At 73.2% G+C, this 25,961-nt stretch carries 20 protein-coding genes and 1 pseudogene; 11 read left to right on the forward strand and 10 right to left on the reverse strand.

Going from position 1 to position 25,961, the window contains the following annotated elements; translation table 11 throughout:
• Positions 1-120 precede the first annotated feature (120 nt).
• The 3 genes from ACIRVF_RS05400 to yjfF are packed head-to-tail and all read left to right on the forward strand — an operon-like array spanning position 121 to position 3,691.
• Positions 121-1,644 carry a sugar ABC transporter ATP-binding protein gene (locus tag ACIRVF_RS05400; RefSeq protein ID WP_402814008.1) on the forward strand — a complete coding sequence of 508 codons (1,524 nt, stop codon included), beginning with the start codon at positions 121-123 and terminating at the stop codon, positions 1,642-1,644.
• The gene (locus tag ACIRVF_RS05405; RefSeq protein ID WP_402814011.1) at positions 1,641-2,723 is read left to right on the forward strand and encodes an ABC transporter permease; all 1,083 of its coding nucleotides are present in this window, start codon (positions 1,641-1,643) and stop codon (positions 2,721-2,723) included. Before ACIRVF_RS05400 ends, ACIRVF_RS05405 begins: the two co-directional genes overlap by 4 nt.
• On the forward strand, positions 2,720-3,691 hold the full coding sequence (yjfF, locus tag ACIRVF_RS05410; RefSeq protein WP_402814014.1) for a galactofuranose ABC transporter, permease protein YjfF: 972 nt from the start codon (positions 2,720-2,722) through the stop codon (positions 3,689-3,691). The genes ACIRVF_RS05405 and yjfF overlap by 4 nt, the downstream gene beginning before the upstream one ends.
• 155 nt (positions 3,692-3,846) lie before the next feature.
• Here yjfF and xylA read toward each other — a convergent pair whose 3' ends face one another.
• Complete coding sequence (gene xylA, locus ACIRVF_RS05415; RefSeq protein ID WP_402814018.1) at positions 3,847-5,019, reverse strand: xylose isomerase; 1,173 nt, start codon at positions 5,017-5,019, stop codon at positions 3,847-3,849.
• Positions 5,020-5,113: 94 nt separating this feature from the next.
• Here xylA and xylB point away from each other — a divergent pair, with 94 nt between their 5' ends.
• Together xylB and ACIRVF_RS05425 are read left to right on the forward strand one after the other, a co-directional pair.
• Positions 5,114-6,544 (forward strand): xylulokinase, encoded by a 1,431-nt coding sequence (gene xylB / locus ACIRVF_RS05420; protein ID WP_402814020.1) that lies wholly within the window; start codon positions 5,114-5,116, stop codon positions 6,542-6,544.
• 72 nt (positions 6,545-6,616) lie between these two features.
• A complete protein-coding gene (locus tag ACIRVF_RS05425; protein WP_402814623.1) occupies positions 6,617-7,774 on the forward strand; it encodes an ROK family protein in 1,158 nt (385 codons plus the stop codon).
• Between the two features lie 113 nt (positions 7,775-7,887).
• Here ACIRVF_RS05425 and ACIRVF_RS05430 read toward each other — a convergent pair whose 3' ends face one another.
• Positions 7,888-10,122, reverse strand: a complete 2,235-nt coding sequence (locus ACIRVF_RS05430; RefSeq protein WP_402814023.1) for an alpha-L-fucosidase — start codon at positions 10,120-10,122, stop codon at positions 7,888-7,890.
• Positions 10,123-10,684: 562 nt separating this feature from the next.
• Here ACIRVF_RS05430 and ACIRVF_RS05435 point away from each other — a divergent pair.
• Positions 10,685-12,247, forward strand: coding sequence for a ricin-type beta-trefoil lectin domain protein (locus tag ACIRVF_RS05435; RefSeq protein ID WP_402814625.1), 1,563 nt, complete (start codon positions 10,685-10,687; stop codon positions 12,245-12,247).
• A gap of 357 nt (positions 12,248-12,604) precedes the next feature.
• Here ACIRVF_RS05435 and ACIRVF_RS05440 read toward each other — a convergent pair whose 3' ends face one another.
• The 6 genes and pseudogenes from ACIRVF_RS05440 to ACIRVF_RS05465 form a co-directional block, all read right to left on the reverse strand.
• The gene (locus ACIRVF_RS05440) at positions 12,605-12,988 is read right to left on the reverse strand and encodes a FadR/GntR family transcriptional regulator (RefSeq protein WP_402814628.1); all 384 of its coding nucleotides are present in this window, start codon (positions 12,986-12,988) and stop codon (positions 12,605-12,607) included.
• Positions 12,979-13,306, reverse strand: a pseudogene (locus tag ACIRVF_RS05445) (FadR/GntR family transcriptional regulator); the annotation flags it as partial. The gene ACIRVF_RS05440 and the pseudogene ACIRVF_RS05445, both read right to left, overlap by 10 nt.
• 249 nt (positions 13,307-13,555) lie before the next feature.
• Positions 13,556-14,554, reverse strand: coding sequence for an aldo/keto reductase (locus ACIRVF_RS05450; protein WP_402814025.1), 999 nt, complete (start codon positions 14,552-14,554; stop codon positions 13,556-13,558).
• Complete coding sequence (locus tag ACIRVF_RS05455) at positions 14,551-15,315, reverse strand: SDR family NAD(P)-dependent oxidoreductase (protein WP_402814028.1); 765 nt, start codon at positions 15,313-15,315, stop codon at positions 14,551-14,553. The genes ACIRVF_RS05450 and ACIRVF_RS05455 overlap by 4 nt, the downstream gene beginning before the upstream one ends.
• On the reverse strand, positions 15,312-15,506 hold the full coding sequence (locus tag ACIRVF_RS05460; protein WP_402814030.1) for a hypothetical protein: 195 nt from the start codon (positions 15,504-15,506) through the stop codon (positions 15,312-15,314). The genes ACIRVF_RS05455 and ACIRVF_RS05460 overlap by 4 nt, the downstream gene beginning before the upstream one ends.
• A gap of 11 nt (positions 15,507-15,517) precedes the next feature.
• Entirely contained in the window at positions 15,518-16,369 is an 852-nt protein-coding gene (locus ACIRVF_RS05465) for a fumarylacetoacetate hydrolase family protein (protein WP_402814033.1), read from the reverse strand.
• 373 nt (positions 16,370-16,742) lie between these two features.
• Here ACIRVF_RS05465 and ACIRVF_RS05470 point away from each other — a divergent pair, with 373 nt between their 5' ends.
• Complete coding sequence (locus ACIRVF_RS05470) at positions 16,743-19,781, forward strand: glycoside hydrolase family 2 TIM barrel-domain containing protein (protein WP_402814035.1); 3,039 nt, start codon at positions 16,743-16,745, stop codon at positions 19,779-19,781.
• 202 nt (positions 19,782-19,983) lie between these two features.
• Here ACIRVF_RS05470 and ACIRVF_RS05475 read toward each other — a convergent pair whose 3' ends face one another.
• Positions 19,984-20,736, reverse strand: a complete 753-nt coding sequence (locus ACIRVF_RS05475; RefSeq protein WP_402814037.1) for a DUF72 domain-containing protein — start codon at positions 20,734-20,736, stop codon at positions 19,984-19,986.
• A 264-nt stretch (positions 20,737-21,000) separates the two neighbouring features.
• Between ACIRVF_RS05475 and ACIRVF_RS05480 the strand changes: the two genes are divergently transcribed.
• Entirely contained in the window at positions 21,001-21,423 is a 423-nt protein-coding gene (locus ACIRVF_RS05480) for a hypothetical protein (protein ID WP_402814040.1), read from the forward strand.
• Here ACIRVF_RS05480 and ACIRVF_RS05485 read toward each other — a convergent pair.
• Positions 21,375-22,415: a GlxA family transcriptional regulator gene (locus tag ACIRVF_RS05485; RefSeq protein WP_402814042.1), complete on the reverse strand. Its 1,041-nt coding sequence runs from the start codon at positions 22,413-22,415 to the stop codon at positions 21,375-21,377. The genes ACIRVF_RS05480 and ACIRVF_RS05485 overlap by 49 nt on opposite strands.
• 144 nt (positions 22,416-22,559) lie before the next feature.
• Here ACIRVF_RS05485 and ACIRVF_RS05490 point away from each other — a divergent pair, with 144 nt between their 5' ends.
• From ACIRVF_RS05490 to ACIRVF_RS05500, 3 genes are all read left to right on the forward strand, one after another.
• Positions 22,560-23,483 (forward strand): NADP-dependent oxidoreductase, encoded by a 924-nt coding sequence (locus ACIRVF_RS05490; RefSeq protein ID WP_402814044.1) that lies wholly within the window; start codon positions 22,560-22,562, stop codon positions 23,481-23,483.
• Between the two features lie 233 nt (positions 23,484-23,716).
• Entirely contained in the window at positions 23,717-25,372 is a 1,656-nt protein-coding gene (locus ACIRVF_RS05495; RefSeq protein WP_402814047.1) for a hypothetical protein, read from the forward strand.
• A gap of 327 nt (positions 25,373-25,699) precedes the next feature.
• Positions 25,700-25,960, forward strand: coding sequence for a GlsB/YeaQ/YmgE family stress response membrane protein (locus ACIRVF_RS05500; RefSeq protein WP_402814049.1), 261 nt, complete (start codon positions 25,700-25,702; stop codon positions 25,958-25,960).
• The last annotated feature ends 1 nt before the right edge of the window (position 25,961 follow it).

The following is a 25,961-nucleotide window of genomic DNA, read 5'->3' on the forward strand; positions in this document are numbered from 1 at the left end:
TCGCGTCCCCCGGGCCCACCCCCCCCCCCTCATTGCGGCGGCTGGCGGGGGCGGGGGGTGCGGGGGGGCGGCGCCCCCCCCCCCGCCCCGGCCGGATCGCACGAGGAGAGGAGAGCCGGGGTGCGGCAGCAACCGGTCCTGGAAGTACGGGGAATCCGTAAGGAGTTCCCCGGGGTGGTTGCACTGGACGGGGTCGACTTCCGGCTCTTCCCCGGTGAGGTGCACGCCCTGATGGGCGAGAACGGCGCCGGGAAGTCCACGCTGATCAAGGTGCTCACCGGCGTCCACCCGTCGGACGGCGGCGAGGTGGTGCTGGCCGGCGAGCAGGTGTGGATCGCCGGGCCGCTGCAGGCGCAGGAGGCCGGCATCAGCACGGTCTACCAGGAGGTGAACCTCTGCCCGAACCTGTCGGTGGCGGAGAACATCTTCATCGGCCGCGAACCCCGCAGGTTCGGCCTGATCGACTGGGCGGCCATGCGCCGGCGGGCCGCCGAGCTGGTCCGGGAACTCGACCTGGACGTCGACGTCAGCGCGCCGCTGAACAGCTACTCCATCGCCGTCCAGCAACTGGTGGCGATCGTCCGCGCGGTCGACGTCTCCGCCAAGGTGCTGATCCTGGACGAGCCGACCTCCAGCCTGGACCGCGACGAGGTACGCCAACTCTTCGCCGTCATGCGGAGGTTGCGCGACCAGGGCGTGGCGATCCTGTTCGTCTCGCACTTCCTGGACCAGATCTACGAGATCTGCGACCGGATGACCGTGCTGCGCAACGGCCGGCTGGAGGGCGAGTACCTGACCAGCGAGCTGAACCAGGTCGAACTGGTCTCCCGGATGATCGGTGCCGAACTCGCCGGACTCGACCGGATCGGCGGCGGCAAGCGGCGCGAGCGCACCGCACCGGCCGACGGGGCGGCGTTCCTGCAGGCCGACGGGCTGACCCGGCGCGGCGCCGTCGAGCCGTACGACCTGGCCATCCGGCCCGGCGAAGTGATCGGCCTGGCCGGGCTGTTGGGCTCCGGCCGGACCGAGGCCGCCCGACTGCTGTTCGGTGCCGACCAGAGCGACGGCGGCACCCTGCGGATCGAGGGCGCCGTGACCGCGCTGCGCAGCCCGCGCGACGCGATCGCCCACGGCATCGCGTTCTGCTCCGAGAACCGCAAGACCGAGGGCCTGGTCGGCGAGCTGACCGTCCGCGAGAACATCGTGCTGGCGCTGCAGGCCGCCCGCGGCTGGACCCGCCCGCTGTCGCGCACCGCGCAGGAGGAGTACGCGCTGCGCTGGATCCGCGCCCTGGACATCCGCCCCGGCAACCCCGAGGCGCTGGTGCGCAACCTCAGCGGCGGCAACCAGCAGAAGGTGCTGCTCGCCCGCTGGCTGATCACCGACCCCAAGCTGCTGATCCTTGACGAACCCACCCGGGGCATCGACATCGGGGCCAAGGCCGAGATCCAGAAGCTGGTGGCGAACCTCGCCGAGGACGGCATGGCGGTGCTGTTCATCTCCGCCGAGCTGGAGGAGGTGCTGCGGCTGAGCCACCGGATCGGCGTGCTGCGCGACCACCGGATGGTCGCCCAGCTGGACAACGACGGCGAGCTCACCCCGGAGCGCGTCATGGCCACCATCGCGAGCGGAGCGCAGGAATGACCACGGCACCGATCACCCCGCGGACCAGGGCGGTGACCAGGTCCCGGCTGTTCTGGCCGGCCGTGGTGCTGGCCGTGCTCCTGGTCGCCAACCTCGCCTTCACCCCCGACTTCTTCTCCGTCCACCTCCAGGGCGGCCACCTCTACGGCTCCCTGATCGACATCCTGCACTTCGGCGCCCCGTTGATCCTGGTCTCCCTGGGCATGACCCTGGTGATCGCCACCGGTGGCATCGACCTGTCGGTCGGCTCCACCGTCGCGATCTCCGGCGCCCTGGCCTGCCTGCACATCAGCGATTCGGCCGACCCGGGGAGCCTGGGCACCGTGCTGACGGCCCTCGGCATCGCGCTGGGCACCGCCCTGGTGCTCGGCGCGGTCAACGGGGTGCTGGTGGCCAGGGTCGGCGTCCAGCCGATCATCGCCACCCTGATCCTGATGGTCGCCGGGCGCGGTGTGGCCCAGCTGATCACCGACGGCCAGATCATCACCGTCACCAGCGACCCCTACAAGATGATCGGCGGCGGCTACTGGCTGACCATGCCGTTCGCGATCCTGCTCAGTGCCGTGGTGGTGCTGGCCGCCGTGCTGCTGACCCGCTCCACCGCGCTCGGGCTGCTGCTGGAGTCCGTCGGCGGCAACCCGGTGGCCAGCCGGCTGGTCGGCATCCGGGCGATGCGCCTGGTCGCCCTGGTCTACGTGTTCAGCGCGCTGTGCGCGGCACTGGCCGGCCTGATGGTGTCCTCCAACGTCTCGGCCGCCGACGGCAACAACGCGGGCCTCTGGATCGAACTGGACGCCATCCTCGCGGTGGTGCTCGGTGGGACGTCGCTGAACGGCGGCCGGTTCTCCATCGGCGGCACCGTCCTGGGCGCGCTCATCATCCAGACCCTCTCCACCACCGTCTACACCATCGGCATCCCGCCGGAGACCACCCTGGTCTTCAAGGCGTTCGTGGTGATCGCGGTCTGCCTCGTCCAGTCGCCCAAGTTCCGCGCCGGGCTGGCCGCCCGCGGCCGGCGGACCCGGCGCAGCACCCGGTCGCACGCCGCGGCCCCCACCAACCGGGAGGTCGGCGCATGAACGCCAACGCCCTGCTGACCCGCCTGCGCGGTCAGATCCCGCTGCTGGTCACCGCAGTTCTGCTGGTGTCGATGTTCGGCGCCGGCTCGGTCCAGTACGACGGCTTCTTCTCCGGCCAGGTCGTGCTCAACCTGCTGATCGACAACGCCTTCCTGCTGGTGGTCGCGGTCGGCATGACCTTCGTCGTGCTGACCGGCGGCATCGACCTGTCGGTCGGCGCGGTGGTGGCGCTGTCCACCATGGTCTCCGCCTGGCTGGTGGAGAAGCACGGCTGGCCGCCGCTGCTGGTGATCCCGCTGGTCCTGCTGATGGGCACGGCCGGCGGCTGGCTGATGGGCTGGATCATCCACGTCTTCGAGATCCAGCCGTTCATCGTCACCCTGGCCGGCATGTTCCTGGCCCGCGGCCTGTGCTACACGATCAGCGTCGAGTCGATCTCCATCACCGACCCGCAGTACACCGCGATGGCGCAGACCCGGATCCCGCTCGGCGACCTGTTCGTCTCACCGAGCGCGCTGGTCGCGCTGCTGGTGGTCGCCGCCGCGTTCGTCGTCCTGCACTACACCCGGCTCGGCCGCAACGTGTACGCGCTCGGTGGCAGCGAGCAGTCCGCGCTGCTGATGGGCCTGCCGGTGCAGCGCACCAAGACCGCCGTCTACGCGATCAGCGGATTCTGCTCCGCCCTCGGCGGCGTCCTGCTCACCTTCTACATGCTGTCCGGCTACGGCCTGCACGCGGTGGGCCTGGAACTCGACGCGATCGCCGCGGTCGTCATCGGCGGCACCCTGCTGACCGGCGGCTCCGGATACGTCCTGGGCACCCTGCTCGGCGTGCTGGTGCTCGGCCTGATCCAGACCGTGATCAGCTTCCAGGGCACCCTCAGCTCCTGGTGGACCAGGATCGTCATCGGCGCCCTGCTGTTCGTCTTCATCGTCCTGCAGCGCCTGATCACCGCTCGCCGGCGGTAGGGCCTGTCCGGGTGCACCGCGCCGCCCCGGCACGGCCTGTCCGTGCCGGGGCGGCGCGGTGCTCGAACACCGGGCGGTCGCGTCGAGGCGCTCGATCGCACGTGTCGGGGCGGGTCGTGGCCCTCGCACGCCCCGGCCCGACACGGCGGCCGGGGTCAGCGGGCGCCGAGGAGGTGCTCCAGTGCGAGCTGGTCCAGCTGCTCGAAGGCCATGCCGCGCGCGGCGGCGGCGTCGACGTCGAACTCCTCGAAGGCGGAGCGGTCCGCGAGCAGGCCGGCCAGGCCGTCCCCGGCGGTGGGCAGGGCCAGTTCGGGCAGGCGGGAGGCGGCGAGCGCGGCCTTCACCTCCGGGTCGGCCCGGAAGGCGCGGGAGCGCTCGGCCAGCAGCAGGTAGTTGCGCATGCAGCCGGCCGCGGAGGCCCAGACGCCGTCGAAGTCCTCGGTGCGCGGCGGCTTGAAGTCGAAGTGCCTGGGGCCCTCGTAGCCGGCCGTCTCCAGCAGGTCGACCAGCCAGAAGGCCTGCCGCAGGTCGCCCGCGCCGAAGCGGAAGTCCTGGTCGTACTTGATGCCGGACTGGCCGTTGAGGTCGATGTGGAACAGCTTGCCGTGCCACAGCGCCTGGGCGATGCCGTGCGGGAAGTTGAGCCCGGCCATCTGCTCGTGGCCGACCTCCGGGTTGAGGCCGACCCGCTCGGGGCGCTCCAGCTCGTTGATGAACGCCAGGGCGTGGCCGACGGTGGGGAGCAGGATGTCGCCGCGGGGCTCGTTGGGCTTGGGCTCGATCGCGAAGCGCAGGTCGTAGCCCTGCTGCTCGACGTACTCGCCGAGCAGGTCGAAGGCCTCCTTCAAGCGGTCCAGCGCGGTGCGCACGTCCTTGGCCGCGCCGGACTCGGCGCCCTCGCGCCCGCCCCAGGCAACGTAGACCGAGGCGCCGAGCTCGGCCGCCAGGTCGATGTTGCGGATGGTCTTGCGCAGCGCGTAGCGGCGCACGTCGCGGTCGTTGGCGGTGAAGGCGCCGTCCTTGAACACCGGGTGGGTGAACAGATTGGTGGTCGCCATCGGGACCTTCATCCCGGCGGCGTCCAGCGCGGCGCGGAAGCGCTTGACGGCGGTCTCGCGAGCGGCGTCGTCCGACCCGAAGGGGATCAGGTCGTCGTCGTGGAAGGTGACGCCGTGGGCGCCGAGCCCGGCCAGGCGCTGCACCGTCTCGACCGGGTCGAGGGCGGGGCGGGTCGCGTCGCCGAAGGGATCGCGCCCCTGCCACCCGACGGTCCACAGGCCGAAGGTGAACTTGTGCGCGGGGGTGGGGGTGAGGCTGTCGCTGGACATGGAGCGGCTCCGGATCGGATCCAGGGGTGTTTGTAATGGCTCTCAACAAACTAGTATGCCGGAACGTCAGAAGGAACCCCCTCCGGAGGAACGCATGCCCGAGCAACGTGTCGTGATCGGCTTCGACAGCTCCACGCAGTCCACCAAGGCCCTCGCCGTCGACCTCGACACCGGCACCGTCCTCGGCCAGGGCCGCGCCCCGCACACCGTCAGCACCGGGGCCGGCCGCGAGAGCGACCCCGAGCAGTGGTGGCGGGCCCTCGGCGAGGCCGCTGCGGCGACCGGCTGGGCGGACCGCGCCGCCGCCGTCTCGATCGCCGGCCAGCAGCACGGCCTGGTCGCCCTCGACGCCGACCGCGCACCCGTCCGCCCGGCCCTGCTCTGGAACGACGTCCGCTCCGCACCCCAGGCCGCCGAGCTCCGGACCGCCTACGGTGCGGCGGAACTCGCCCGCCGCACCGGCAGCGTCCCCACCGCCGCCTTCACCGCCGCCAAGTGGGCCTGGCTGCGCGCCGAGGAGCCCGCGGCCGCCGAGCGCGTCGCCGCCGTCCGGCTGCCGCACGACTTCCTGACCGAGCGGCTCACCGGGCAACCGGCCACCGACCGGGGCGACGCCTCGGGCACCGGCTGGTGGGGCCCGGACGGCTACGACAAGTCCATCCTCAACCGGATCGGCCTCGATCCGGCCCTGCTGCCGCCGGTCCTCGCACCGGGCGCCCAGGCCGGCGTCGTCCGCGCGGGTACCCCGCTGCGCGAGGGCACCCCGGTGGCCACCGGCACCGGCGACAACATGGCCGCCGCCCTCGGTCTCGGCCTCCGCCCCGGGCAGCCGGTGCTCAGCCTCGGTACCTCCGGCACCGTCTACGCCGTCGGCAGCGCCCGGCCCGCCGACCCGACCGGCACCGTGGCCGGCTTCGCCGACGCCCTCGGCGGCTGGCTGCCGCTGGCCTGCACGCTCAACTGCACCCTCGCCGTCGACCGCATCGCCGTGCTGCTCGGCCGCGGCCGCGACGAGGTCGAGGACGGCGGCACCGCCGTTGTCCTGCCATACCTGGACGGCGAGCGCACCCCGGACCTGCCCGGCGCCTCCGGCCTGATCCACGGACTGCGCCACGACACCACCCCCGGCCAACTGCTCCAGGCCGCCTACGACGGCGCCGCCCACGCGCTGCTCTCCGCACTGGACGGAGTGCTGCGCGCGGGCGGCACGGACCCGGAGGGCGACGAGCCGCTGCTGCTGATCGGCGGCGGCGCCCGCGGACAGGCCTGGCAGCGGACCGTGCTACGGCTCTCCGGCCGGGCGGTCCAGGTGCCCGAGGCAGAGGAACTGGTCGCGCTCGGCGCCGCCGCCCAGGCGGCCGCGCTGCTCACCGGCGAGCCCGCCGACGAGGTGGCCCGCCGCTGGCGGACGGCCCGCGGCCCGGTGCTGGACCCGGTGAAGAGGGACGACGACGCACTGATCCGGATCGGCGATACCCTGCGTCGGGCCGGAGCCTTGCAAGGTGCTCCGGCCGAGGACCAGTAGGAGGAGCGACGCGTGACGGTGGTCGGCAGGGCGGGCAGGAACACGGAGAGCGGGCCCGCCTGGCAACAGGACATGCGCCGCCAGAACCTCGCGGTGGTCCTCGGCGCGGTCGCCGCGCACAGCCCGCTCTCCCGCGCGGACGTCGCCGGCCGCGTCGGGCTGACCAGGGCGGCCGTCTCCTCGCTCGTCGACGAGCTGATCGGGCGTGGGGCGGTCACCGAGGCGGCGGCCACCGCCAGCGGCCGCCCCGGCCGCCCCGGCCGGGCGCTGGCCGTCAGCGACGAGGGGCCGGCCGGCCTCGGTCTGGAGATCGGCGTCGGCCACCTCGGCGCCTGCGTGGTGGACCTGCGGGGCGAGCCGCGCGTCTGGCGCCGGGAGGAGCGGTCCAACGCCGGCCGGCCCGCCGGGGAGGTGCTGGCAGAGGTCGCCGCGCTGGCCGCCGCGGCGGAGGCGGAGGCCGCGGCCCTCGGGTTGCGCGTCGAGGGCCGGATCCTGGCCGTGCCCGGGGTGGTGCCGAACGACCCCGGCGGCCTGGTCGAGCGCGCGCCGAACCTCGGCTGGCGCGGTGTCCGGCTCGCCGACCACTGGCCGGGACGGGACACCGTGCCCGAGCCGGAGAACGAGGCCAACCTGGGCGCGCTGGCCGAGTACTGGAGCACCGGGCAGCAGGCGGAGACCATCGTGCACGTCTCCGCCGACACCGGGATCGGCGCCGCCCTGGTCATCGACGGGAGGCTGTTCCGGGGCGCCCGGGGCTTCGCCGGCGAACTCGGCCACCTCCCGGTGCACCCGGACGGACCGGAGTGCGCCTGCGGTGCCCGCGGCTGCCTGGAGCAGTACGCGGGCGAGACGGCCGTGCTGCAGCAGTCCGGCCTCGCCCAGTACCGCCCGGGCGACGCGACAGCCCTGCTCGCCGAACGGGCGGGTGCCGGGCACGAGCCGGCCCTGGCGGCGCTGGACCGCGCCGGGCGCGCCCTCGGCCTGGCCCTCACCTCCGCCGTCGACCTCGTCGACCCGGACGCCCTCGTCCTCGGTGGCGCCTACGCCGAGCTCGCCGAATGGCTGCTGCCGGCCGTACGCGCCGAACTGGCCGCCCGGGTCACCGTACGGCCCTGGGCCCCGGAGGCGCTGCGCCGCTCCACGCTGGGGCGGCGCGGGCCGCTGCTGGGCGCGGCGCTGACGACGGTCCGCCGGATCATGGCGGATCCGACGCTGCTGCCCGTCGGCTGACGGCAGGGACGGTCCGCCGGCCTGCCCTTCGCCGGCCTGCCCTTCGCCGGGCTCCCGGCTGGGGGAGTCCGGCGAAGGATCCTCAACTGCCGGTGGGCCGCCCGTTCGCAGGCCTACTGCGGGGTGAAGGACCACTGCAGGTTGGGGCTGCCGTTCCAGCCCCACTGCTTGGTGACGGAGCCGGCGGCGACCTGGCCGCCGCCGTCCAGGACCAGGCCCGTGGTGCGGTTGGCGATGCTGTACAGGCCGTTGCCGTGGTCGGTGATCTGCCACTGCTGGTTGGTGCCGCCGTTCCAGGTCGCCTGCTGCGCGGGTGACCCGTCGGCGGTGGCGCCCCAGCCGTCGGCGACCATGCCGTTGGTGCGGTTGACCAGCTTGTAGTAGCCGTTGCCGAGCTCGACGGCCTGCCACTGGAGGTTGGGGCTGCCGTTCCAGGTCCACTGCTTGAGGTTGCTGCCGTAGGCGACGTTGCCGCCGCTGTCCAGGGCCAGGCCGTCGGTGACGTTGCCGATCCGGAAGTAGGCGGCCGGATCGAAGATCACCTTCAGCGAGGTGATGGCGTCGTTGTTGCCGGTGTTGCGCAGGTCGGGGTTGTCCGCGCTGAACGTCCACGCCGTCCCGGTGAAGTCGTCGCCGGAGTAGCCGATCACCTGGTAGCCCGCCGGCACCCGCACGGAGGAGATGGTCCGCGCCGCCAGCCCCGCGCTCTGCAGCTGGGCGGCCGTGTAGCCGCCCAGCACCAGTGCGGCCGCCGTGCCGGCGTAGGAGACATCGCCGTACGCGGTGGCCACGCCGGGGCCCCCGGGCCGGAGGACGGGGATCTGACCGGCGAAGGTGAACTTCAGCACGTAGGCGAGGGCGTGGAACGGGGCCGAGGACGACGGCAGGGTGATGTGCAGGCCGTCGCTCGCCTGGGTCGGGGTGGGGAGGCTGGTGTACGTGCCCGCGGTCGCGTCGAGCAGCTGGACCGAGGTCAGCGAGCCGAGGTCGATGCGGCCGCTCGCCAGGGTGCTGATGGTCGTCGAACTCCCGGGCCAGCCCAGGACGGTGGCGTACAGGACGGTGTTGTCCTTGGTGCGGGTGAACCGGAAGTCCTTGTTCGTGCCCGCCACGGGGGTGGTGAAGGAGCCGCCGCCCATCTTGGTCGGCCCCTCCCCGTAGACCGTCCAGGCGCGGGTGGCGTACAGGGACTCGCCGAACCGGTGGAGGTGGTCGCCGATGCCCAACAGGACGTCCTTCTGGCCCTGGGGGATCGTCCCGTCCGCCATGGGAGCGATGTTGAGCAGCATGTTGCCGTTCTTGCTGACCCGGTCGATCAGCGCGTGCAGCATCTGCTGGGTGGAGTAGTAGCCGATGCCGACCGTGTAGCACCAACTGGAGCTGCTGATGCTGTCATCGGTCAGCCAGTACGGGTTCGCGATGTCGCCCGGGCCGCCGCGTTCGTAGTCGAAGACCTCGCCCTTGTTGTCGTAGCCGTCCTTGTACGTGGCCACGACCTCCCGGCCCCAGCCCAGGGCCTGGTTGTAGTAGTACGACAGGAAGTTCAGGCGTTGCGTCTCGTCGACCTTGGAGAGGTCGAAGTCCTCCCACAGGATGTCCGGTTGGGCCAGGTCGACGACCTCCTTGAGCTTGTCGTACCAGAGCTGGTTCTCCGCCGTGGTGCCCAGCTGGCCGAAGAGCTTCTGCAGGCTCGCGGTCGGCTGCGCCGGCACGTGGTCGTAGTAGCCGTTGAAGTTGTAGGCGTGGTGCATCGCCACCAGCAGTTTCAGACCCTTGCCGCGGATCGAGTCGCGGAAGATCTGCAGGAGGTTCAGCTTCGGCCCGTGCTGCACCGAGTTCCACTCGTTGACCGTGCTGTTCCACATCGAGAAGCCGTCGTGGTGCTCCGCCACCGGCCCGGCGAACCGGGCGCCGGCGTCCACGAAGAGCTGGGCCCAGGCGTCCGGGTCGAAGTTCCCGCCCTGGGAGGTCAACCTGGGCGAGAACTGCACCCAGTTGCCGGCCTTGTCCCGGGCCCCGTCGAGGAAGTTCTCGTACGGCCACACCGACGGGTCCCCGTAGGTGGCGATGTGGTGGTCGTTCTCGGCGCTTCCGGCGATGTACATGGTCCGCGGGTACCACTCGCTGCCGTACGCCGGAACACTGAAGGCGCCCCAGTGGAAGTAGATCCCGAACTTGGCGTCCTGGAACCACTCCGGCGCCGGCGGGTGCTGATCCACCGAGGCCCACGTGGGGGAGTAGGACGACGGAGCCGCGAGCGCCCCCGCCGTACCGATCGTCAGGTTCGTCGTCGCGGCGGCAACGATGCCGGCGGCACTCGACAGGAAGACACGTCTGTTGATCGCCATGGCTGGATCCTCCGTCGTTGGGTGGGGGCGTGTTCCGGGCCGCGACAGCGAAGTCCGGGCAGCCGCCTGCCGTGCGGCTCGACACGGCCTGCCGCGTGCAACGCGTGGAATGTGAGCGGTAACAGACGCGGCCCAGCTGATTCTGGCAGCCTCGTGACGACTGTCAAGGCATCGGACAGCGCGAGCTGCCCGCCGGCGATACATGGGATGTCTCCGGGTGCTCGACAGGGCCTCTGACCTGGCCCTGAGGCAGATTCGGGCAGGACTGAGCCGTAATCTGACGATCTGTCCCCTCCAGGTCGGGTTGGATGACCGCTCGGCACACATAGGATGTTTGGCGCCCAGGGAGGCGTGATATCTCCATGAGGGCATGCCCGCCGGCATCGAGTCCGGCCGGGGCCGACCAAGCCGACTGCCCCCGCTCCCCTCCGGGTGAGGGGCTGGACCACCCGGAGATCCTCCGCGCGTCTGCCCGGCAGTCCGCGGATCTCCGGGACCGTCCTGGTCAGCGCTCACGTTCCGCTCGATCAGCTCCACACCCCAAGGAGACTGCGTGGACACGATGGACCGGCACTTCTTCCGCCGTTCGAAAGACGCGGCAACGGACGAACCCGCGAACTCTCGGACCGCCCCCGGGGGCCGCCCGCGTACCGGCCGCGGCCTTGGGCGGGCCGCCCGGCACGCGATCGCCGGCCTCGTGGCCACGGCCCTGGCTCTGTCCGGGCTGCTGACCGCCGGCGCGGCACAGGCCGTGCCGACCACGCAGGCGAGCCCGGCGGCATCCGCCACCGGCCAGTTCCACGGTGTGAACTGGGCCGACCCCGACGACAACTTCATCACCGGCCCCAACGTGCCCGTGGGCCTGTCGACTTCGGACGACTACTCGACCACCTACGCGAAGTCCACGGCGATCCTCAAGGGATTCCAGGCACTCGGCGCCAACACCGTCCGGCTGGGCTTCAACGCGGCGACCACGTCAGGGCCCTGGTGGAACAGCTACACCGCCGCACTGGACGCCGCCACCGCGCTGGGCATGAACGTCGTCGTCGCGCCGTGGCTGCAGGGCGGGAAGGTCAGTGACGTCGCGTCCTTCCATCAGATGTGGGACACCGTCATCAACAAGTACGGCTCACGCGGCAACTTCTACTTCGACATCATGAACGAGCCCTACAACTACAGCGCCACCGACCTCACCGACTTCGAGGCCGACTGGCTCGCGCGCTACCCCGACCTGCCCCGCGGCCACGTGATCGTGCCCGGCTTCTCGGCCGACCTCAACCTGTGCGCCGTCGGCTCCGACTCCCGGCTGTCCGGCACCCTGCTGTCGATTCACATCTACGGCATGTTCGGCGACAGCCACACCACCGAGGCCGACTGGGTCAAGGACTTCACCGACAACCTCTGCGGCCACGCCGACCGGGCCCTGGTGACCGAGTTCGGCGTCCCGATGAACACCGGCGTCGACTACGACGGTCCCAAGGACGGCAGCAACGACCTGTCCTACCTCTACGCCGTCACCGACACCGTGCGCAGCCTCGGCATGGGTTCCGTCCTGTGGACCGGCGTCAAGGAAGCGGCCCGGACGCAGGGCCCGGGCCCGTGCGAGAACGCCTCGTGCGCCATCACCTCGCTTAACGGCAGCGGCACCAACCTCTCGCTGACCGTCACCAACCGATCCGGCCTCGACCGGCTCCAGTGGGGCTGGGGCACCGGGACCAATCCGGGCGGCGGGAGCAGCGCCGGCACCGCGCTGCGCGGCACCGGCTCCGGCCGCTGCCTGGACGTGCCGGGCGCCGCCACGACCAACGGCCTGCAGACCGAGATCTGGGACTGCAACGGCGGCAACAACCAGCAGTGGCCCCTGAACCCCGCCAAGGAACTGCGCGTGTACGGCAACAAGTGCCTGGACACCTACGGCTCCGGGACCTCGCCCGGAACCAGGGCCATCATCTGGGACTGCAACGGCGGCACCAACCAGCAGTGGAACGTCAACAGCGACGGCACCATCACCAGTGCCCTGTCCGGACTGTGCCTGGACGTCTCCGGCTCCTCCACCGCCAACGGCGCGCTCGTCCAGCTGTGGACCTGCAACGGCGGCAGCAACCAGCAGTGGAGCCGCAGGTAACGAGATCGAAGCCGCGCCGACGGCTTCGAGAGCCCCCGGCGGCCCGTTTCCTCCGGGCCGCCGGGGGCTCGGCCGACGCACCGTCAGCGGGACCGGCCGTCAGCGAACCCGCCCGTAACCCTGTCTCGACGAGCCGGACCTGGCACCGATCCGCCGCACCTTCACCCCCGCCGACCTGCCCGCCACCGCCATCGGCACGGTGGCGGGCCGCCGGCTCGGACGCACGGTGGCCGTGCCGTGCGTACCGGACGTCCCCGGGACCGAGGACCTGCTCCAACTCGCCGTCCATGAGCCGCTGATCGCGGGCGTGGCGGGCCGGGGACCGACGACGACACGCCGCCGGGGTGTCGCCGTGTGTCAGCTGTCGACGAGGGCCGATCCCGGCTCGCCGAGGGATTCGCGCAGCCAGTGCTCGACCCCGGCGACGTGCACGGTCGCCCAGGCGTGGGCGAGCTCCGGGCGCCGGCCGGCGATCGCGTCGTAGATCGCGCGGTGCTGCTGGCGGGTGCGCTCGGCCGCGCCCTCCTCGGTCAGCCCGCGCCAGATCCGCGCGCGCGTGGTCGGCCCGGACAGGCCGTCGATCAGCGAGGAGAGCACGGTGTTGCCCGAACCGGCCGCGATCCTGCGGTGGAACTCCAGGTCGTTGGCGATGATCTCGTCCAGCGTGGCGGCCTCGTCCAGGTTCCGCAGCAGCTCGGCCAGGCCGGTGATGTCCTCCTCGGACATCACCCGGGCGGCCATCGCGGTCGCGGCGGGCTCCAGGATGCGGCGGACCTCCAGGAACTCCAGCACCGTGTGGTCCTGGTGGAAGTCGACGACGAAGGCCAGGGCGTCCAGAAGGAGGTCGGGCTCCAGGCTGGTCACGTACGTGCCGTCGCCCTGGCGCACATCGAGCACCCGGATGAGCGAGAGCGCCTTGACGGCCTCCCGCAGGGAGTTGCGCGACAGGCCCAGCCGGTCGGCGAGGTCCGCCTCCTTCGGGAGCTTGGCACCCGGGCGGAGCTCACCGCTCACGATCATGGCTTTGATCTTCTCGATCGCCTCGTCGGTGACTGGCACTGCCTCGCCTCTCCTGGTCGTCCGATCATCGCGGCATACGGGTTGCGCCCGTCCCGGCCGTGGCGCTCCGAGGCACCCGGGCCGGGACCTGCGGCCGGGAGGGCTGCTCCTCGGTCGGCTCCTCGACAGGAGTCGGTCGGGTACGCGATGAGCGCCCCGGACCGCACGCTGTCGCGGGCCGGAGCGGGCAGGGCGGTCCCAAGGCTGTTCCACCACCGCGACACACCGCACTCGCAGGCATGCCACCCATCAGGGGCACTCCTGCGGGGTGGGGACCTCCGGCAGCAGCAGCCCGCGCTCCTTCAACTCCGCCCACAGCGCCTGCGGCACGGGGTGCCGGAGCATGGCAGCGGCGTCCCGCACCTCGGTGGCGTTGCGGGTGCCGACCAGCACGCTCGCCACGGCGGGGTGCCCGAACGGGAAGCGCAGCGCCGCGGCGCGCAGCGGCACGCCGTGCTGCTCGCAGACGGCCTTGAGGTCGAGGGCGCGGGCGAGCAGCTCCTCGGGCGCGGCGGCGTAGTCGAAGGTCGCGCCGGGGTGGGGGTCGGCGAGCAGGCCGGAGTTGAAGACGCCGCCGATCACCACGCCGACGCCGCGTTCGGCGGCCAGCGGCAGCAGCTCGGTGAGGCCGCGCTGGTCGAGCAGGCTGTAGCGGCCGGCCAGCAGGACGGTGTCGAGGTCGGTCTCGCGGACGAACCGGGCGAGCAGTTCCGCCTGGTTCATCCCGGCGCCGATCGCGCCGACCGTCCCTTCGGCGCGCAGCCGGGCCAGCTCCGGGTAGGCCTCGGAGATCGCCTGGTCCGCGTGGTCGTCGGGGTCGTGCAGGTAGACGACGTCGATCCGGTCCAACCCGAGCCGTTCCAGGCTGTCCTCGATCGAGCGTCGGACGCCCGCGGCGCTGAAATCCCAGACCCGGCGGTGGGTGGCGGGGACGGCGAAGCCGTCGGCGAGGTCGTCGCCCTCGGCCGCCGGGGCCGGCCGCAGCAGCCGGCCGACCTTGGTGGAGAGGACGTACTCGTCCCTGGGGCGGCCGCGCAGGGCCTGGCCGAGCCGGCGCTCGGACAGGCCCAGGCCGTAGTGCGGGGCGGTGTCGTAGTACCGCACGCCCGACTCCCAGGCGGCGGTGACCGCCGCTTCGGCGTCGGCGTCGCTCACCGGCGTGAACAGGTTGCCGATGCCCGCCGCGCCGAAGGCGAGTTCACCGACCTCCACCGTGCTGTGCCCCAGGGGGCGGCGGCGCCCGGTCACGATGCAGCCTCCGGTCGCAGGCGCAGGTTCGCCATCCCGCCGTCGACCTGGAGGGTCGCGCCGGTGGTGCTGCCGGCGGCGGGGGAGGCCAGGTAGGCGATGGCGGCGGCCACCTCCTGGGGGGTGACCAGACGCCCGTGCGGCTGACGGGCGTTGAGCTGCGCCCGTTCGGCGGCCGGGTCGTCGGCGGTCTCCAGGAGTCGGCCGACCCAGGGGGTGTCCACGGTGCCGGGGCTGACGCAGTTGACCCGGATGCCCTCGCGGACGTGGTCGGCGGCCATGGACAGGGTGAGCGCGTGCACGGCGCCCTTGCTCGCCGCGTACAGTGCGCGCTGCGGCAGACCGGTGGTGACGACGATGGAGCCGAGGTTGACCACCGAGGCCCGGGTGGAGCGGCGCAGGTGCGGCAAGGCGGCCCGGGTGGTGCGGACGACACCGAGCAGGTTGACGTCGAGGACGCGGTGCCACTGCTCGTCCGGGTTGTCCGCGACCGTCCCGGTCGCGCCGATGCCCGCGTTGTTGACCAGGATGTCGATGCCGCCGAGCGCCTCGGCGGCCGCCTCGACGGCACGGGACACCGAGGCGTCGTCGGAGACGTCGGCGGTGAAGCCGAGCAGCGGCTTCGGCACGGCCGCCGGGTCCAGGTCCAGCACGGCCACCCGGGCGCCGCGCCCGGCGAGCAGGGTGGCGGTGGCCAGGCCGATTCCGGAGGCGCCGCCGGTGACGAGGGCGGTCAGTCCGTCGAGTTCCGGGGCGGTCATGCGATCGCCTCCTGGTGCCGCACCGGCTCCCCGGTCCGGAAGGAGTCGTGGCGGTAGCGGTAGGTGTCCGGCGCGGACCGGTGCATGGCGGCCGGGGACCCGGGCGCGGTGGGGGCGCGGTAGTGGCCCGCGGAGATCCAGCGGACGTCGTGGGTGTCGACGGCGGTGATCCGCGCTGTGGTTGCGGACAAGGGGATGCCTCTCACGCGTTGACGAGCGTCTGGCGCTGGGCGCCGAGGCCGTCGATGGACAGTTCGACGGTGTCGCCGTCGCGCAGGTAGGGGTTGCCGGGCAGGCCGAGGGCCACGCCGGCCGGGGTGCCGGTGTTGATGACGTCGCCGGGGCGCAGCACCATGTACTGGCTCAGGTACCGGACGAGGTAGCCGACTTCGAAGATCATGTTCTTGGTGCTGCCGTCCTGGCGGGGCTCGCCGTTGACGGCCAGCCGCAGCCCCAGCTGCTGCGGGTCGCCCACCTCGTCCGGGGTCACCAGCCAGGGCCCGAGCGGGTTGAAGCTCTCGCAGGACTTGCCGAGGTCCCACTGGGCGGAGTACTCCAGCTGGAACTCCCGCTCCGAGACGTCGTTGCTGATCGCGTAGCCCGCGACGCACTCCGCCGCCTCCTGCGAGGAGGTGAGGTAGCGGGCCTCCCGGCCGATGACGACGGCGAGTTCCACCTCCCAGTCGGTCTTCACCGAGCCGCGCGGGATCAGCACGGGGTCGAAGGGGCCGACGACGGTGGACGGGTCCTTCATGAAGACGACCGGCCGCTCGGGGACGGCCGCCCCGGTCTCCTCGGCGTGGTCGCGGTAGTTGAGGCCGATGCAGACCACCTTGCCCGGCCGGGCGACGGGAGCCCCGATCCGCAGGCCTGCCGTGTCCAGGACGGGCAGCGACCCCTCGGCCAGGGCGGTGCGGACCCGGTCGATCCCGCCCGAGGAGAGGAACGCCCCGTCGATGTCGTCGGTCAGGCCGGCGAGGGTGCGGGTCGTTCCGTCCTCGTCGCGGACGGCCGGCGTCTCCGCTCCCGGCTCGCCGACGCGAAGCAGCTTCATGTGATGGCTCCCATCGACACATCGGATGTATCCGCAGTGCCTGACGATACGAGCCCGCCCCGGGAGCCGCAAGGATTCCTCCGGTGTCTGCTCGCCGCCGGACCCGAGCTGTCGTCAACTGTGCACCACAGATGGTGTACTGGGGCCCTCGGGGAAGGCGGGGAGGTAGTGGGATCGCGGTTCCGAGTCCTCCGAGGCTTCCTCCTGTCAGCCGGACTTCCGGCTCGTAAGGTCCTCCGCATCACCAGCCATCCGATGACTGCCGACGGGATGACGTGTGCCGGACCACGACGGGCGGTGGGGGGTGCTTCCCGGAAGAAGCCTTCGATAGTACGGTCGCGCGCATCACCCGAGACCGTTCGGAGGACTGTGCATGTCGGCACGCTACTTCGAGGACTTCGCGATCGGCCGTGGGGGTCTCGCGCCGCGCGCGGTCCTGGACACCGATGCTCCCGTGCTCGACCTCAACGGGCACTGGGCGTTCCGTTTCTCGCCGACGCTGAAAGGCGACCCGGACGGCTTCCAGGACCCGGCGTTCGACGACAGCTCCTGGGACGCCCTGCCCGTTCCCTCGCACTGGCAGTTGCGCGGTCACGGCCGGCCGGTCTACGTCAACGTCGCCTACCCCATCCCCCTGGACCCGCCCTTCGTCCCGGACGAGAACGAGACCGGGGACTACCGCCGGGTCTTCGAGCTGCCCGATTCCTGGCACGGCGTGCCGGCCGTGCTGCGCTTCGAGGGCGTGGACTCCTGTGCCCGGGTCTGGCTCAACGGCACGGAGTTGGGCGTGACCTACGGCAGCCGTCTGCCGGCCGAGTTCGACGTGAGCGCCGCGCTGCGGCCCGGCCGCAACGTGCTGGCCGTGCGGGTGCACCAGTTCTCCGCCGGTACGTACCTGGAGGACCAGGACACCTGGCGCCTGTCGGGCATCTTCCGCGACGTGCGACTGCTCGCCCGCCCGGTGGGCGGGATCCGGGACGTCTTCGTCCACGCCGACTACGACGCCGCAACCGGCGAGGGCCGGTTGCGCGTGAACGTGGACGCGGACGCGCCCGTGCGGATCACCGTGCCCGCCCTCGCGATCGACGACCGGCCCGCCGAGGGCGAGTTCCGGGTGCCCGCGGTGCGGCCGTGGAGCGCGGAGGAGCCGCACCTGTACGAGGCCGAGCTGAGCACCGCGACCGAACGCGTCCGGGTCAGGGTCGGCTTCCGCACCGTCGTCGTGGACGACGACGGCGTGCTGCGGGTCAACGGACGGCGCGTCGTGCTGCGCGGGGTCAACCGGCACGAGTTCGACCCCGACCACGGCCGCGCCCTCTCACCGGAGACCATGCGCCGCGACGTGGAGCTGATGAAGCGGCACAACATCAACGCCGTCCGCACCTCCCACTACCCGCCGCACCCGGCCTTCCTCGACCTGTGCGACGAGCTCGGGCTGTACGTCGCGCTCGAATGCGACCTGGAGACCCACGGGTTCGAGTACGCCGACGCCACGCCGTGGGAGCGCAACCCCTCCGGCGACCCGCGCTGGCACGACGCCTGTCTGGACCGCATCGAGCGCACGGTCGAGCGGGACAAGAACCGTCCGAGCGTCATCCTCTGGTCACTGGGCAACGAGGCCGGCGACGGCCGGAACCTGCGGGCGATGGCCGACTGGCTGCACCGGCGCGACCCCTCCCGCCCGATCCACTACGAGGGCGACCGGCTCGGCGAGTACACCGACGTGTTCGCCGAGATGTACCGCCCGCCCGCGGCCGTCGCCCGCATCGGCCGCGGACAACTGCTCCCGGGCGAGACCTCGTACCCCGCACGGCCCGGGTCCGGTGACCCGGCGGACGACCCGCGCAACCACCGGCCGTTCCTGCTCACCGAGTTCGCCCACGCGATGGGCAACGGCCCCGGCGGCCTGACCGAGTACGCGCGGCTGTGGGACGAGTACCCGCGGGTCCAGGGCGGTTGGGTCTGGGAGTGGATCGACCAGGGGCTGCGGACGCACGACGCCGAGGGCCGCGCGTTCTTCGGATACGGCGGTGACTTCGGCGAGGACCTGCACGACGGCAACTTCATCTGCGACGGTCTGCTCTTCCCCGACCGCACCCCCTCGCCCGGCCTGCTGGAGTACGCCAAGGTCATCGCCCCGGTCCGCATCGGCCCCGGCCCGGAGCCCGGGACGCTGACCGTGGAGAACCGCTACGAGGTGCTGGACCTGTCCCACCTCCGGTTCACCTGGTCGCTGGCGTGCGAGGGCACCGAGCTGGCCCGGGGAGAGCTGCCCACCCCGCGGCTGGCCGCAGGGGAGAACGGCCGGCTGGCGCTGCCCGCGCTGCCGACCGGGCGGGACGACGAGGGCGAACTCTGGCTCACCGTCCGGGCGGAGCTGGCCAAGGCCACCGCGTGGGCCCCCGACGGCCACCTGGTCGCCTGGGGCCAACTCCCGCTGCACGCACCCGAGCCCGGCCCCCGTCGCCGGCGCCCGCACGGCCCGCCGACTGCGGTGCGTGCCACTGGCCGCCACCTCGCCCTGGGGCCCGGCCGCTTCGACCCCGCCACCGGGCGTCTGCTCGACCTCGCCGAACTGCCGCTACGGGGGCCCCGGTTGAACCTCTGGCGAGCCCCCACGGACAACGACCGCGGCGGCTGGGCCCAGCAGGACGCCGCCTACTGGAAGGACCGGGGCCTGGACCGGCTACGGCACCGCACCGTGTCCGTCGAACCGGACTCCGAGGGCCTGACCGTCGTGGTCCGCAGCGCCGCGGCCGCGGTCGCCTGCGGCTATCTGACCACGTACCGCTGGACCGGCGACGGAACCGGCCTGCGGCTCCACGTGCACGCCGAGCCGGACGGGCACTGGCCCGAGTACCCGGTCCGCTCCACCGACGCGGTGGTCGATGCCGGGCTGCCGCCACAGGAGCAGGGGGAACTGCTCCGCAGGAACGCCGCACCTCCGCTGGCCCGGATCGGTCTCGCCTGGGAACTGCCCGCCGACTGGTCGCTGGTCGAGTGGTTCGGCGCGGGCCCGGGGGAGGCCTACCCGGACTCGCGCCAGGCGGTCCGGGTCGGACGCTTCCACGCCACGGTCGACCAACTGCAGACGCCCTACGTGCGCCCGCAGGAGAACGGCAACCGGACGGACGTGCGGTGGGCCGAGATCGGCGACGGATCCGGCGGGCGCATCCGCGTCCAGGGCGAGGAGCTCTTCCACTTCTCCGCCCGCCGCTGGACGGACCGGCAACTCGCCGCGGCCCGGCACCCCACCGAACTCGTCCCCGGTCCGCTGGTCCACCTGCACACCGACCACGCCGTCCAGGGCCTCGGAAGCGCCGCCTGCGGCCCCGGTGTCCTGCCCCAGTACCGGCTCGAAGTCGGCACCGCCGACTTCACCGTCCTCCTCACGCCGCTCCACCGTCCTTGACGCCGGCAACGGCCCGCCGCACCGGATCACGTGCTTCGGCGTCACGACCACGAGCGGGCCCCCGTCGACGGCCTGCCGGAGCCGGAGGGCCGCCACCTGTAGGCGAATTCGAGGGGCGGCCGTCCGGGTTTCCTCAGGGTACGGGGAGACTAACGCGGGCCACTGACACCGGACTGACACCGGACCGGTCACCGCCCACCCGCTACGGCGTCCGGGTCACGGTACGGCCCGCCCGCGCGGCGGCCGCCGCGAACGCGCTCGCGTCGAGCACCGCCGCGCCACCCGGGTCGTTGTTGAAGTACACGAAGACATCGGCCGCGTCCGCCCAGCTGTCGGCGATCCGGCTCACCCAGCCGGCCAGCGCCTGCCGCCCGTACCGGGGCCAGGGCCGGGCCCGCCCGGCGTGGCAGCGCAGGTAGCCCCATTCGCAGGTCCGCCACAGCGGGGCGACCGGGCGTGACCCCCGGTCCGCCCAGCACAGCGCGGCGGCCCGGCCGGTCAGCACCGCACGGATCTCCGGCGTCCACCAGGACGGGTGCCGCGGCTCGACGGCGACCCGCACGCCCGCCGGGAAGGCGGCCAGGCAGCGGTCCAGCAGCTCGGCGTCCGCGCGCAGCGTGGGGGGCAGCTGGAGCAGGACGGGGCCGAGCCGCGCCCCGAGGCCCTGCGCCGCCGTGAGCATCCGCTGAACCGGCTCGGCCGGCTCGCGCAGGCGCTTGATGTGGGTGAGGTAGCGGCTGGCCTTCACCGCGAACACGAAACCCTCCGGGGTGCGGGTGCGCCAGTCGGCGAAGGTGTCCGGCGAGGGCAGGCGGTAGAAGGCGGCATTGCTCTCCACCGTGGCGAACCGCTCGGCGTACTCCTCCAGCCAGCGCCGCTTGGGCGTCCCTTCCGGGTAGAGGAGCCCGCGCCAGTCGTCGTACTGCCAACCCGAGGTACCGACGATCAACGACATGACTCCAGCAAACACCCGTCCGCCGGGCCGGGCACGCGACGGAGACCCGATCGGCCATGCCCGGGCGCGGAGCGCCGTGCCGGGGGCGCGTACCGGCAGGGCCCGGTCGGCACAGGAAGGGTCCGAATTGCTCTGGACCAATGTGGTCCAGACCATTGACCGGGCTCCCGGAGCTGAGCCAAGATCATGCGCGCCGCCGCGAACGGGAGTCGACACCGGTCCGGCGTGGTCCCTGGCACAGCGAACAAGGGAAACGTGAGAGCAATGCGCAACATCCTCAAGACCGCCGCCGCCCTCGCCCTCGGCGGAGCACTCGCCGTCGGCGTCTCCGGAACGGCCTTCGCGGCCGGCGGCCCGACCAACCTGACCGGCAAGGGCTGCCCGTCCTCCTACTCCAACAACGCGGACAGCGGCACCTACATCCAGACGCTGACCAGGAAGTTCGTCGGCCCCCAACGGCTTCCAGTACGGCGACTACAGCGTCGTCTTCTACAACTCGGCCGGCATCAAGTCCACCCTGCCCGTCCACGAGTACCGCTGCTACTGAGCCCGCGGCGGCACGGTGCACACGGCACGCCCCGGGACCGGTCCGGCCGGTCCCGGGGCGTGCCGCTGCGCCCCCGCGTTCCGGGCGGCGGTCACCGCGCCGCCGCGACCCGCGCGTCCGTGCCGAAGGTGCGGCGGTAGGAGGCGGGTGAGACGCCGAGCGTCGTCCGCATGTGGGCGCGCAGGGAGTTCGCGGTGCCGAAGCCGACCCGGTGGGCGACCAGGTCGATGGAGAGGTCCGTGGTCTCCAGGAGCTGTTTGGCCAGTTCGAGCCGCTGGGCGGTGAGCCACTGGACCGGGGTCATGCCGACCTCGTCGCGGAAACGCCGGGTGAAGGAGCGCAGGCTCATCCGGGCGTGCTCGGCGAGCCGGTTGAGGGGCAGTGGTTCGCCGAGGTGGTCGAGCGCCCAGGCCCGGGTGGCACTGGTGTCGGCGATCGTGGGGTCGGGCACCGGGCGGTCGATGTACTGCGCCTGCCCGCCGTCCCGCCACGGCGGTACGACGCACATCCGGGCGGTCCGGTTGGCGACGGCCGCGCCGTGGTCGCGGCGGATGATGTGCAGGCAGAGGTCGACGCCCGCGGCCACCCCCGCGGAGGTGAGCACGTCACCGTCGTCGACGAAGAGCACCTCCTCGTCGACCCTGACCGCCGGGTAGGCCCGGCGGAACTCGGGGGCGAGGTTCCAGTGGGTGGTCGCCGGCCGGCCGTCGAGCAGCCCGGCCGCGGCGAGCACGTAGGAGCCGGAGCAGATGGACACCAGCCGGGTGCCGGGGCGGATGCGGGCGACGGCGGCGGTGACCTCGGGCGGCAGCGGACCGCCGCGCCCCAGTTCCGGCATCGCGTGGGTGGGCGGGACGACCACCGTGTCGGCCGCGGCCAGGGCTTCCGGGCCGGCGGCCGGCTGCACGGTGAAGCCGGCGTCGCTGAGCACGGGGCTTCCGTCGGCGGTGCAGACCGTGACCTCGTAGAGCGAGCTGCCCTCGGTGTCCTGAGCGCTGCCGAAGACGCGCGAGGGGATGCCCAGCTCGAACGGCGGGACCCCGGGCAGGGCCAGCACGGCGATCCGGTGCGGAGCGGGCGCCGCCGCCCGGTTGGAGGCGTTCTGCGGTGCTTCTGCCAGGATCCGTCCCATGGCCAGATCCTGTCACATAGTGGCCGGACGGCCAACACCATGGACGCCCCGGGTGCCGGATCGTTGACCACGTCGTGCCGGGGAGCCCGGCGGCGAAGCGAGTCGACCGATCCGATCGGTCCGGACAGAACGAGGCGTACGGACATGCGTGCAGTGGTGGTGGAGCAGTGGGGCGGACCCGAGCAGCTGGTCGAGCGGGAGGTGGCGCGGCCCGAGCCCGGACTGAACGAGGTCCTGGTGCGGGTGCACGCGGCCGGGGTCAACCCGGTGGACTGGAAGACCCGGGCGAGCGGGGGCCTGATCGAGTGGGGTGACGTACCGGTGGTCGGCTGGGACGTGTCCGGCACCGTGGAGGCCGTCGGCCCCGGGGTGGGCATCCACCGCCCCGGCGACGAGGTCTACGGGATGCCGCTGTTCCCCCGCCAGGCGGGCGCGTACGCCGAGTACGTGGTGGCGCCGGCCCGGCACCTCGCCCCGAAGCCGGCCGGCCTGACGCACGTGGAGGCGGCGGCCCTGCCGCTGGCCGGGCTGACCGCCTGGCAGGCCCTGGTCGACGCGGCGGACGTGCGCCCCGGCGAGCGGGTGCTGGTGCACGCGGCGGCCGGCGGGGTCGGCCACCTGGCCGTCCAGATCGCCAAGGCCCGCGGCGCCCACGTCATCGGCACGGCCAGCGCGGGCAAGCACGGGCTGCTGCGCGAGCTGGGTGCGGACGAGGTCGTCGACTACCGGGCGGTGCGCTTCGAGGACGCCGTGTCCGACGTGGACGTGGTGCTCGACGGGCTCGGCGGCGAGACCGCCGAGCGTTCCCTGGCGGTCCTGCGGCCCGGCGGCCGGCTGATCACGCTGCCCGGCCCGGACGACGTCCCCGCCGCCCGCGACGGCGTACGGGCGAGCTGGGTCCTCGTCGAACCCGATCACCTGGGCCTGCGCGAGCTGACCGCCCTGGCCGACCGGGGCGCACTGCGGCCCGTGGTCGAGACCGTCCTTCCCCTCGGCCAGGCCGCGAAGGCCCATGAACTCGGCGAACTCGGCCGCACCACCGGCAAGATCGTCCTGACCGTCGCCTGACGGTCGCGGGGGCCGTGGCCGGACGGTCGCCTGACCGCCGCCCGACCGCTCGGCCGGGCGGCGGGCCCCACCCGCCGTCCGGCTGCTCGTTCGCCCGGACGGCGTGCTGAGTCACGACGACGGGAGCGGGCAACGGCTGACCTGGCTGCCCGGGGCCGGGCGGACTATCGTGTCCGGTCCGGATGGGGGCCGCCTCGTGCGGCACGCCAAGCGGTCGATCGGCGGGGGCGCGCGTGGTGAAGGGACTGGCCCAGTGGGGGCCGGAGCTCTACTGGACGAGGTACGGGGACCAGCGCCTCGGCCCGGCCCCGCCGGGCAGCGGAGACAGAGGCCTGCTGCGCAGCGGGTTCGCCCCGTGCCTGCTGACGGTCCTGCGGCTGGCGGCGCACCAGGAGACGGACCGCAGGAGCGATCCGGACCTGGCGGCGGCACTGGTGCGGGCCGGTCATGTCGACCGGGCGGTCGAGCTGGTCCGGTCGGGCGGGAGCCGGTCCGGGCCGGAGGCGGATCTGGCCCGTCTGGTGCGGGTGGCGGGCGAGGCCGGGGACCTGGACGGCGCGCGGGTGCTCCTCGACTCGCTGACCGACCGCGCACTGCGGGACGACGCCCTGGTCGCCCACATCGCGGCGGTGGCACGCGCCGGTGACCACGAGCGCGCCGCCCGCCTGGCTCAGACGGTCCGCTACCCGCACAACTGGCCCCGTGCCTGGGCCGGGCTGGCGAAGGCGGTGGCGGACGGCGGTGACTTCCCGGCTGCGCTCGAACACCTCGCCAGAGCCGTCGAGTGCGCCGGCCGTGGCGCGGAGTCGGGGCGCGTACTCGTGACGGCCGTGGAGATCGCGCACGCCGCGGGCGACCGCGTACTGGCGGGCGACTTCGCCGACCGGGTGGAGGACCTCGTCCGCTCCGAGGGCCGCGAGAGCGTCGGACAGCGCGCGTTCCTGGTCGCGGTGCTGGCCGTCGAGGCCCGCCTCGGCGACCTGGACCGGCTCGACGCCGTGCTGCGCAGCGTGGCCCGGGCCGCCGCCGCGAGGTCAGCCGCGGAGGCCGAGGCCGCGGCTGCGGCGGCGGGGCCGGGGGATGGTCAGGCCGACCCCGATGTCCTGTGTCTCACGATCCGCGCGCGGCCCAGCCCGCACTTCGACGCGCGGATCGTGCCCGAACTGCTGGAGGCGTTGGCCGAGAGCGCCGACCGGGAGGTGGCCCTCGCCGTGGCCGACCGGGCCGAGGAACTGCTCCGCCGCGACACCTGGTTCGAGGGCTTCGCGTTGCGGGAGGCCGTGACCTCGCTGCTGGCCCGGCACGGGCGGGTCGAGCGGGCCATGGCGCTCGTCGACCGGATCGACGATCCCGACCTGCGGACGGCGCGGACGGCCCACGTCGTCGAGGTGCTGGCCCGGTCCGGGGACACCGACCGGGCCGAGGCCCTCGCCCGTGCCCTGGCCGACCGCCGGGCGCGGAGCCGGGCGTTGATGGCGGTCGTCGGCGAGCTGGCCCGCAGCGGCGAGACGGCCCGGGCCGAGGCCCTCGTCCCCGCGATTCCCGATCGCTGGGGGCGGGGCGAGGCGCTCATCGACGTCGTCGCTGCGCTGGCCCGCCAGGGTGAGCCGGAGCGGGCCGAGGACCTGGCCCACACCATCCCCCACGGCCGGGCGCGGGCGTGGGCCCTGGCCACCCTGGTGGGGCTGTCGGAGCCCGCCCGCGCCCGCAGGCTGGCGGCCCGGGCCGTGTTCCTCGGCGGCTTGACGATGGTCCTCGACGCCCTGGAGGAGATCGCCCCCGGTGCGGTGGTGGCCGTCGCCGACGAGCTGATGAGCCAGCGGAAGGCACGCACCCCCGGCCCGGAGGAGGCGCAACGACCCGGACGGCCCGCGGGCGGACGGCCGTAGCGCGGGGCCGAGCGCGCGGCAACGATTCCTCCAGGCCGTACCGGTAGCGGTCGTGGACACCCCTCGCGCCCGGCCGCCGGTGTGTGGTCGTCACGGTGGCCGGGCTCTGAGCCGTCGGCGGCGGCCCGGACGGCGGCCCCGAGGGGAGGGGGTGGACGCCGTCCGGGCCGTTCCTGCCGACCCCTTCCTCGTGTCACCCCGATCCGGCCGGCCAAACCTGCGGACCGCTGCGCCGGGCCGGGCCGGGCGGTGCCGGGCATGAACCTCCAACACCGGGGCACACGACGGGCGTTGTGGACGGTTGTGAGCGAACGAGAGGAGATGACCATGACGATCCTGTGGGCCCTGGTCGCGGGTCTGGTGGTAGGCGTGCTGGCGAAGCTCGTGCTGCCGGGCCGTCAGCCCGTGCCGCTGTGGCTGACCGTCCTCGTCGGCGCGGCCGGAGCGGTGCTCGGCAACGCCGCGGCCTCCTACTTCGGAGTGCGGCACACCGGCGGGATCGACTGGATCCGGCACCTGCTGCAGGTCGGCGTGGCGGCGGTGCTGATCGCGCTGGTGTCTCCCGCCTACGCGGGACGGCGCCGCTGAC

The sequence above is a fragment of the Kitasatospora sp. NPDC101157 genome (assembly GCF_044768255.1).
GTDB lineage: Bacteria > Actinomycetota > Actinomycetes > Streptomycetales > Streptomycetaceae > Kitasatospora.